This is a genomic window from Streptococcus parasanguinis (genome assembly GCF_019929185.1).
GTDB lineage: Bacteria > Bacillota > Bacilli > Lactobacillales > Streptococcaceae > Streptococcus > Streptococcus parasanguinis_O.
In genome coordinates, this window is sequence record NZ_JAHZPC010000025.1 from 1 (window position 1) to 9,632 (window position 9,632).

7 protein-coding genes are annotated in these 9,632 nt (G+C 44.3%); 5 read left to right on the top strand and 2 right to left on the bottom strand.

Features of this window, described 5'->3' with window-relative positions; translation table 11 throughout:
• Window positions 1-124: 124 nt before the first annotated feature.
• Window positions 125-1,315 (bottom strand): cation diffusion facilitator family transporter, encoded by a 1,191-nt coding sequence (locus K1I56_RS09655; RefSeq protein WP_223325854.1) that lies wholly within the window; start codon window positions 1,313-1,315, stop codon window positions 125-127.
• Window positions 1,316-1,467: 152 nt separating this feature from the next.
• On the opposite strand from K1I56_RS09655, the gene pcrA reads away from it, so the two are divergent.
• The 3 genes from pcrA (at window position 1,468) to K1I56_RS09670 (ending at window position 6,201) form a co-directional block, all read left to right on the top strand.
• Window positions 1,468-3,753 carry a DNA helicase PcrA gene (pcrA, locus tag K1I56_RS09660; RefSeq protein ID WP_049472276.1) on the top strand — a complete coding sequence of 762 codons (2,286 nt, stop codon included), beginning with the start codon at window positions 1,468-1,470 and terminating at the stop codon, window positions 3,751-3,753.
• A gap of 369 nt (window positions 3,754-4,122) precedes the next feature.
• Entirely contained in the window at window positions 4,123-5,397 is a 1,275-nt protein-coding gene (locus tag K1I56_RS09665) for a DUF2130 domain-containing protein (RefSeq protein WP_223325855.1), read from the top strand.
• 3 nt (window positions 5,398-5,400) lie between these two features.
• Complete coding sequence (locus K1I56_RS09670) at window positions 5,401-6,201, top strand: alpha/beta fold hydrolase (protein ID WP_411575284.1); 801 nt, start codon at window positions 5,401-5,403, stop codon at window positions 6,199-6,201.
• Window positions 6,202-6,236: 35 nt separating this feature from the next.
• Here K1I56_RS09670 and K1I56_RS09675 read toward each other — a convergent pair whose 3' ends face one another.
• The gene (locus K1I56_RS09675; protein WP_118397112.1) at window positions 6,237-7,553 is read right to left on the bottom strand and encodes an FAD-containing oxidoreductase; all 1,317 of its coding nucleotides are present in this window, start codon (window positions 7,551-7,553) and stop codon (window positions 6,237-6,239) included.
• A gap of 182 nt (window positions 7,554-7,735) precedes the next feature.
• Between K1I56_RS09675 and truB the strand changes: the two genes are divergently transcribed.
• Together truB and K1I56_RS09685 are read left to right on the top strand one after the other, a co-directional pair.
• Window positions 7,736-8,632, top strand: a complete 897-nt coding sequence (gene truB / locus K1I56_RS09680) for a tRNA pseudouridine(55) synthase TruB (protein ID WP_223325856.1) — start codon at window positions 7,736-7,738, stop codon at window positions 8,630-8,632.
• A 4-nt stretch (window positions 8,633-8,636) separates the two neighbouring features.
• Window positions 8,637-9,572, top strand: a complete 936-nt coding sequence (locus K1I56_RS09685) for a bifunctional riboflavin kinase/FAD synthetase (protein ID WP_155199460.1) — start codon at window positions 8,637-8,639, stop codon at window positions 9,570-9,572.
• The last annotated feature ends 60 nt before the right edge of the window (window positions 9,573-9,632 follow it).

The following is a 9,632-nucleotide window of genomic DNA, read 5'->3' on the forward strand; positions in this document are numbered from 1 at the left end:
TCCGCACAGTTGAGTAGGGCTGTAAAAGCTGATGAAATCAGCGTAGTAGAGCCCACTCAACCACTGCGTCTTGCTCGGCAATCCAAAAATAATTGAGAGGCTAGGACTTTTGTCCCAGCCTCTTTTAGTCGGTTTTATTAGTAATTTGATGGAAAATCTTTTGCCACGTTTCATGGCGACGCCAGAGACTGGTATGGATTTGACCATCTAGTTCATAGCGTATGAGTTTGGTTTTTTGGCTGATGGATTCCAGTTCAAAGTTTTGCAATTGAACTTGGTCGCTTGCGAGAGCCTCTAATAATTCTGCCTTGTTGTGTTCGTGACCGGTATCGTCAATCAAGGTATAATTATCCGCTAGCAATGTATCAAACTCTTGCTTAGCATAGAGGCGTTTTTCATAGGTTAAGAGTTTCTTTTCAACGTTTTCGATCAGCTCATCTTCAGGAATTGAGCTAGGTTCCACATGGACGTCAATGTCAAAGACTCCAAATTCTTCTTTTAGGAGATTCTCGACTTCTTCTGTGATCGCATGGCTTTCATAGACGGAAAGATCGGGATTCATCTCCAAGACAACGTCCAGATAGATATTGCTTCCGTAGGTCCGTCCGCGTTGGTATTTCACACGCGCAATCTTAGGGAGTTTTAAAATAGCTTTTTCGTAATCTTCGAGGAGACTATCGTCAAAGCCATCTGAAAGACTAAAGGAAGATTCCATAAAAATATCGTAGGCTGTTTTGAGGATAAAGAAGGTGATGATGATGGCTACGATTTTATCGACAATTGGATAGTTAAAAGCACTAGCAGCGATCGCGATCGACGTTCCAAGAGATGTGACGACGTCTGAAAGATTGTCTTTTGCGGCTGCTTTTAAGGCTTTTGATTTGGCCCGTTTTGCTAAGCGAAGATTGTAGAAATAAACGCCTAGCATGACAAGGGCTGAAACCACTCCGACGCCAGCACCGAGTGGATCAATGCTAACTGTTTCATTGCTGAAGATCTTTTGGAGGGTATCGCGTAAGACATCAAAACCGACATAAAACATAATGATGGAGGTGACTAGACTAGCTAGATCCTCAATTTTCCAGTGACCAAACTTGTGATCACGGTCAGCTGGTTGGCGAGCGAGACGAATCCCGATGAGCAGGGCAGCATTGCTGATAATATCTGATAAGTTGTTAAATCCATCGGCTACCAAACTAGAGGAGTGAAGCAGATGGCCAGTAGCTAATTTTGCTGAAGAAAGTAGTAAATAGGCTAAAATACTGATGATGGCACCACGTTCGGCCAGTTTTAAGTTACTGTATGGTTTTTCCAAAATTTCCTCCTACAACCTCGGATATGAACCTGTTTTCTTTAAGCTACTATTATATCGTTTTTGGAAGGGAAATTCAAATGAGTCCTTTTTTAAAAGAAGCTAGGCAGGTTTTTGTGGTATAATAGAACGATTGAATGAATGAGGAGTATGAGATGAATCCTTTATTGAATGGTATGAATGATCGCCAAGCAGAGGCGGTCCAAACGACAGAAGGTCCCCTCTTGATCATGGCGGGGGCTGGTTCTGGTAAGACACGTGTCTTGACCCACCGCATCGCTTACTTGATCGATGAAAAAATGGTCAATCCTTGGAATATTTTGGCCATTACCTTTACCAATAAAGCCGCTAGGGAGATGAAGGAGCGGGCTTATCAGTTGAATCCAGCCACCCAAGATTGCTTGATTGCCACCTTCCACTCCATGTGTGTGCGCATCCTTCGCCGAGATGCGGATCACATTGGCTACAATCGTAACTTTACCATTGTCGATCCAGGTGAGCAACGGACCTTGATGAAGCGGATCTTGAAGTCCTTAAATTTGGATCCTAAGAAATGGAATGAACGGACCATCTTGGGGACTATTTCCAATGCTAAAAATGACCTGATCGATGAAGTGGCCTATGCTGCACAAGCGGGAGATATGTATACTCAGATCGTCGCCAAGTGTTATGAGGCTTACCAAAAGGAACTCCGGCAGTCAGAAGCGGTAGACTTTGATGATTTGATCATGCTGACCCTGCGTCTCTTTGATCAGCATCCAGATGTACTGACCTATTACCAGCAGAAGTTCCAATATATCCACGTGGATGAGTACCAAGATACCAACCATGCCCAATACCAATTGGTCAAACTCTTGGCTTCACGCTTTAAAAATATCTGTGTCGTTGGGGATGCGGACCAGTCTATTTATGGCTGGCGGGGAGCAGATATGCAGAATATCCTGGACTTTGAGAAGGATTATAAGGAAGCTAAGGTCGTCCTCCTAGAAGAGAATTACCGCTCGACCAAGACGATCTTGCAAGCAGCCAATGATGTCATCAAAAACAATCGCCACCGCCGTCCGAAGAATCTCTGGACCCAAAATGAAGACGGGGAAGAGATTGTCTATTACCGGGCTAATGACGAGCAGGATGAAGCAGTCTTTGTTGCTAAAACCATTGAAGAGCTGAGTCGCGAAGCTGGCTACAAGCACCGTGATTTTGCTGTTCTCTACCGAACCAATGCCCAGTCACGGACCATTGAAGAAGCGCTGCTCAAGTCCAACATTCCTTACACCATGGTAGGGGGCACCAAGTTCTACAGCCGTAAGGAAATTCGAGATGTCATTGCTTATCTGAACTTGATTGCCAATCTCAGTGACAATATCAGTTTTGAGCGAATTATCAATGAACCTAAGCGGGGAATCGGGCCAGGTACAGTGGATAAGATTCGTGACTTTGCTCAAATGCAAGAATCTTCACTCCTGGATGCTTCAGCCAATATCATGCTCTCTGGCATCAAAGGAAAGGCAGCCCAAGCCATCTGGGACTTTGCCAATCTCATTCTTGATTTGAGAGAAAGATTGGACCAGCTGACCATTACAGAGTTGGTCGAAGAAGTCCTTGACAAGACAGGTTATATGACGGCCCTAACCAATCAGGGAAATTTGGAAAGTCAGGCCCGCATCGAGAATATCCAAGAGTTCCTATCTGTTACCAAGAATTTTGATGAAAATGGAGAGACCGTCGAAGACGAATCAGGTGTGGATACCTTGAGTCGTTTCTTGAACGATTTGGCTTTGATTGCCGATACAGACGATGGGGCCCAAGAAACCTCAGAAGTCACCTTGATGACTCTTCATGCAGCCAAGGGATTGGAATTCCCAGTCGTCTTCTTGATTGGGATGGAAGAAAATGTCTTTCCTCTTAGTCGTGCGGCTGAGGATCCAGATGAGTTGGAGGAAGAACGCCGTCTGGCTTATGTAGGGATCACGCGGGCAGAGAAGGTTCTCTTCTTGACCAATGCTAACTCACGTTTGCTCTTTGGACGGACCAGCTACAACCGGCCAACGCGTTTCATCAATGAAATTAGCTCGGATTTATTAACCTACCAAGGATTAGCCCGTCCAGTTAATACCAGCTTTAAAGCTTCTTATAGTAATGGTGGCGGAACGACCTTTGGAAAAGGCATGAGCTTGTCACAAGCCCTTCAAGAGCGCAAGAGACAAGCAGCCCCAAGTACTCTCACATCATCAAGCCTCCCCTTTGGCAATAGTAACCGAGCTGCTGCTAAAGAAAGCGTCGCATGGGCCATTGGAGACATTGCCATTCACAAGAAGTGGGGCGAGGGGACTGTCTTAGAAGTCTCTGGTAGTGGTAGTACCCAAGAGCTCAAGATCAACTTCCCAGAAGTGGGTCTCAAAAAACTCTTGGCTAGTGTCGCGCCAATTGAGAAGAAATAAGTCGAGATCAGGAAGCGAAGTTCACTGTTTCAGATTATAAACAAGCAACCTCTATTCAGAGATCTTAAGTTATTACTGAATGAGACTATTGAAAAAGGATATTTTGGAACTAGTTCAAAATAGATTGAGACTTTTCGCCGTGAGGAAAGCACCAGAAACGCATTGGTTTCTGGTGCTCGGTAGATTTGAGACGTAAGGCTCAAATCTAAGGTATGGAATCCCAAAGGGAGTCGCTACCGTCCGTCCTCACCTAAGGAAAGTCTCTATAGGGAAATGAATATTCAGTTGAAACCAGCAAGCTTAGCTTGCTGGTTTTGATTTTACTGGTGGCATGATATAATATACTAAGAATAGAGAAAGAGGCATACTATGAACGAAATCAAGTGTCCCAACTGTGGGGAAGTCTTTACAGTCAACGAAAGTCAATACAGCAAACTCTTGTCACAGGTACGGACAGCTGAGTTTGACAAGGAAATTCATGAGCGGATTCGGCAAGAGTTGGCTTTAGCTGAGCAAAAGGCCCTTAATGAGCAGCAAGAGAAGTTAGCTAAGAAGGACCAAGAAATTGCCCAATTACAAAACCAGATTCAACAGTTTGATACTGAAAAAGAATTGGCCAAAAAAGAGGTGGAGCAAACAGCTAGTCAAAGCCTGCTAGAGAAAGAAAAAGAAGTGCAAGCGCTGGAGAATCAGTTGGCCACTTTGCGCTTGGAGCATGAAAATCAGCTTCAAAAAACACTATCTGATCTAGAGAAAGAAAGAGATCAGGTCAAAAATCAGCTCCTATTACAAGAAAAAGAAAACGAGCTTTCTCTGACTACTGTTAAGCAAAACTACGAAGCCCAACTTAAGGCAGCAAATGAGCAAGTTGAGTTCTATAAGAACTTCAAGGCCCAGCAGTCGACTAAGGCTATCGGGGAAAGTCTGGAGCAGTATGCGGAGAGTGAGTTTAACAAGGTACGTAGCTTTGCCTTCCCAAATGCCTACTTTGAAAAGGACAACAAGGTCTCTGCGCGTGGGTCTAAAGGCGACTTTATCTTCCGCGAGTGCGATGAAAATGGGGTGGAGATTATCTCCATTATGTTCGAGATGAAGAATGAAGCTGACGGTACTGAGAAGAAGCATAAGAATGCCGATTTCTACAAGGAATTGGACAAGGACCGTCGAGAAAAGAACTGTGAGTATGCGGTTTTAGTGACCATGCTTGAAGCAGATAACGACTACTTCAACACAGGGATTGTCGATGTTAGCCACGAGTATGAGAAGATGTATGTGGTCCGTCCTCAGTTCTTTATCCAGATCATTGGGCTCCTGCGCAATGCGGCCCTTAATTCCCTTAAATACAAGCAGGAATTAGCGCTTGTCCGTGAACAAAATATTGACATTACTCACTTTGAAGAAGACCTGGATGCTTTCAAAGTTGCCTTTGCTAAGAACTACAATTCGGCTTCTGTCAACTTTGGCAAGGCCATCGATGAAATCGACAAAGCCATCAAGCGGATGGAAGAAGTCAAGAAATTCTTGACCACATCAGAAAACCAACTCCGCCTCGCTAATAACAAGCTAGATGATGTTTCCGTTAAAAAATTGACCCGGAAGAATCCAACCATGAAGGCCAAGTTTGATGCCTTGAAGGGAGAATAATCTTTGTATTCAGCTAAGAACGCTACCTTGTCCATGAATGGGAAAACCATGGACTATGTGACATTTGGTAAAGGTATACAGCCATTAGTGATCATACCAGGCTTGGGGGATGGGCTTCAGACCGTTAGAGGAAAGGCCCAGCTCTTTTCCCTCTCTTATCGTCTACTTGCTAAACGCTATAAAATCTATGTTTTTTCTCGAATCAATGAGTTGAGGCAGGGCTATACGACGCGGGATATGGCAGCAGATGTATCAGAAGCAATGGAGACACTAAACCTAGATACCACTTATGTTATGGGGATTTCACAAGGTGGAATGATTGCCCAATGGCTAGCTGCAGATTTCCCTGAAAAGGTTCAAAAGCTCATCTTAGCCGTGACTACTGCAAACCCTAGTCAACTTGCTAGAGAACGAATTGAGCATTGGCAACAACTTAGTCAATCTGGAAATTTTAAGCATCTCATGGTGGATATTGCAAAGCATTCTTATACGCAAAAGAGTTATCAAAAGTGGCGGTTGCTTTATAATATCATGGGTCGCTTGGGACGAATGAAGGATGAAAAACGAATTGCCATTCAGTCTCAGTCTTGCCTGGAACATAATAGCCTTGAGGTCTTAAAGGAAATTCATTGTCCGACCCTGATCCTTGGTGCTCTTGAAGATGATGTGATTGGTGTGGACGGATCCAAGGAACTGGCAAAAGCGATTTCGGGTTGTCAGCTCCTTATTCTAAAGCATTCTGGGCATGCTCTTTATGAAGAAAATAAAGAATTTCAAGAGGCTGTCTGTGAATTCTTAAACTAAAAAAAGCTGGAATATTTCCAGCTTTTTTATGTTAGTTAAATCGCAAAGAGATCGTTTAGGTTTTCTGCCATGGTTGGGTGGGTAAAGATTTGTTTTGCGATGTAAGTATAAGGGATCTTGTTGTCCATGGCCATGGTGATCAGGTTGATGATTTCGCCTGCAGCTTCTCCAAAGAGCGTCACTCCAAGAATTTCTTTGGTTTCTGGGTTGACCACGGCTTTGAAGGCACCTCGGAGGTCTGCATTGACATGTCCGCGAGGCATAGCAGCAACTGGTAATTCTTTAACAGCGACTGGGAGCCCTTTGTCGCGTGCTTCTTGCTCGGTCAAGCCGACTTGGGCAAGTGGAGGAGCAATAAAGAGTGTTGTCGCATAATTTCTACGAGTTTCGAGATTGTAGCTACCATCGCCTGTGAGATAGTTGAAGACAATGCGGAAGTCATCGAGTGACATGTAAGTGAACTGCGGACCACCATTGACATCCCCAACTGCAAATACACCGGGGACGCTGGTTTCTAAATGACGGTTGACTTGGATCGCTCCACGATCAGTGACTTGGATATCTGTGTTTTCAAGACCAAGTCCAGCTGTGTTTGGTTTACGTCCTGTTGCGTAGAGAAGGATATCAAACTCGAAGTCTCCCTTATCTGTGACAACCGTTAAGCTGTTTTGACCATCTTTGATTTCTTGGGTATGAACGCCTTGCAAGAATTGAATACCGTCTTCTTCAAGGTAGCTTTTTGCAAGAGCTGCAATACTTGGCTCGATCCGTGGCAAAAATGTTTCAGAAGCATCCAGCACCGTTACTTGACTGCCCAAGGTATTATAGAGATGAGCAAATTCCAATCCGATAGGTCCACCACCAAGGACACCCAGGCGTTTAGGTAGGTTTTCCAAACGTTGAATACCGGTTGAATCCACGGCAAATTTACTTTCAGCTAAACCTGGGATTGGAAGGACATTTGGCACAGCACCAGTATTAATAATAATGGTTTCAGCTGTCAATTCTTCCTTTTCATCTCCAGCTTGAATTTCGATGACTTTGTTAGAAACGAAACGAGCCGTCGCGTCGATAATGTCTACACCAGTTCCAGCAATGGTTGCGTAGTTCTTGCCATTGAGACGAGTAGTGACTGCATTTTTCTCATTCATGGCTTGCTCAAAATCCAAGCCTTTTTCTGCTGCAACAATCAAGGTCTTGGTTGGAATACAAGCGATATTGATACAAGTACCACCGTACATAGATTTGCTCTTTTCAATTAGAGCAACTTTTTTTCCTTGGCTTGATAATTTCGCTGCAAGTGTTTTACCAGCTTTACCAAATCCAATCACAATAACATCATACATTAACATATGTTACACCTTCTTTCGCTTTCTATTGTATCAAACCCATTTTAAAAAGTCTGAAATCTGCTACGGGATTTTTTAGGAGCTCATGGGAAGGGGGGAAAGAGGGACAAGAAGTCTTGTTTCATGGTATAATAAAGGGTCGGTGGCCCGGATGGTCACACAATCAGTTAGAAAGAACAAATCAGATGGACGGAATTATCAATGTAAAAAAAGAAGCAGGCATGACCTCACATGATGTGGTCTTTAAACTGCGAAAAATCTTAGGAACTAAGAAGATCGGCCATGGGGGAACGCTGGATCCAGATGTGGTGGGAGTGCTTCCGATTGCAGTTGGAAAGGCGACCCGGATGGTCGAATTCATGCAAGATGAAGGCAAGGTCTATGAGGGAGAAATCACTTTGGGATTTTCTACCACGACGGAGGATGCCAGTGGGGAAGTCATAGAGCGGACCCCAGTGGAAGCCCCTTTAGATGTAGCAGAGGTGGACCGCATGATTGCCCAAATGGTGGGAGAAATCGAGCAAGTACCACCTATGTATTCAGCAGTCAAGGTCAATGGACGTAAGCTCTATGAATATGCGCGGGCAGGAGAAGAAGTGGAACGCCCTGTCCGGCAGGTAACCATTTATGAATTCACGCGCACTAGTGAGATTGGCTATGAAGAAGGCCTGGCCCGTTTTCGCTTCCGGGTTAAATGCAGCAAGGGGACCTATATCCGGACCTTATCTGTGGACCTTGGTCAAAAACTGGGTTACGCAGCCCATATGTCTCATTTGACACGGACCAGTGCTGCTGGTTTGTCACTGGATGATGCCCTGACCTTAGAAGAAGTGGCTGAAAAAGTAGCCCAAGGAGATTTGAGCTTCCTTCATCCACTTGAATTTGGAACAGGGGATCTGGAAAAAGTAGAGCTGACAGTAGAAGAGGTCGGTGAAGTCCAAGTGGGACGCTTTATTCCGGTTGAGAGCGAAGCCAAAGAGTTAGCTGCTTTTTACCAAGGGAAATTGGTAGCCATTTTAGAAAAAAGAGAAGAACTTTACAAACCTCGCAAGGTTTTTCTGACAGAAAGTGTGTTACAATAAATTCATGAATATTCGTACGATTACTACTGCTAACCAGATCCATTTGGAGAATGAGACAGTTTTGGTTCTGGGCTACTTTGATGGCCTGCATCTGGGACATCAAGAACTTTTTAAAATGGCGCGTCAGATCGCGGATGAAAAAGGCTTGAAGGTCGCTTTGTTAACCTTTCCTGAATCTCCTAAGTTAGCCTTTGTTCGCTACCAACCAGAATTGTTACTCCATTTGCAAAGTCCTGAGGATCGGTTCCAAAAATTAAACGAACTAGGAGTAGATGAGCTCTTCCTCATTGATTTTACGACCGATTTTGCTTCTAAAACTGCCAAAGAATTTGTCGATCAATTTGTCAAAGCCTTGAGAGCCCGAGTTTTAATTGCTGGATTTGATTATAGTTTTGGCTCTGATAAGAAAAAGGCCTCTGACTTAGCTGATTATTTTGATGGTCAAGTGGAAGTCATTTCTCCTGTATTGGATCAGGGGGAGAAGATTAGTTCGACCCGTATTCGTCAAGCTATCCTAGAAGGACGCGTCCAAGAAGCTGCCCGTCTACTTGGTCACCCTTTATCCAGTCGAGGAATCGTCGTGCATGGGGATGCGCGTGGTCGCACTATTGGCTATCCTACCGCCAATCTAGCGCCGATTGACCGGACCTATCTACCATCAGATGGGGTTTATGTAGTTGATGTCGATTTTAAAGGGCAGATCTATCGTGGCATGGCTTCTGTTGGGAAAAATGTCACCTTTGATGGAAAAGAGCTTCGTTTCGAAGTCAATCTCTTTGATTTTACAGGAGATATCTACGGTCATACCCTGACCATTCATTGGTTGGATAAGATTCGAGAAATGGTCAAATTCGATGGGATCGATCAACTAGTGGCGCAACTAGAAGAAGATGAAGCAGTTTCACGAAACTGGACCAAGGGAGTGGGACAAAAGTCCTAGCCTCTCAATTGTTTTTGGATTGTCGAGCAAGACGCAGTGGTTGAGTGGGCTCTACTACGC

What these genes read in the sequence shown, in the direction of transcription:
- pcrA (WP_049472276.1), top strand. Translation starts at nt 1,468, where the DNA reads ATGAATCCTTTATTGAATGGTATGAATGATCGCCAAGCAGAGGCGGTC.
- K1I56_RS09665 (WP_223325855.1), top strand. Translation starts at nt 4,123, where the DNA reads ATGAACGAAATCAAGTGTCCCAACTGTGGGGAAGTCTTTACAGTCAAC.
- truB (WP_223325856.1), top strand. Translation starts at nt 7,736, where the DNA reads ATGGACGGAATTATCAATGTAAAAAAAGAAGCAGGCATGACCTCACAT.
- K1I56_RS09675 (WP_118397112.1), bottom strand. Translation starts at nt 7,553, where the DNA reads ATGTTAATGTATGATGTTATTGTGATTGGATTTGGTAAAGCTGGTAAA.
- K1I56_RS09685 (WP_155199460.1), top strand. Translation starts at nt 8,637, where the DNA reads ATGAATATTCGTACGATTACTACTGCTAACCAGATCCATTTGGAGAAT.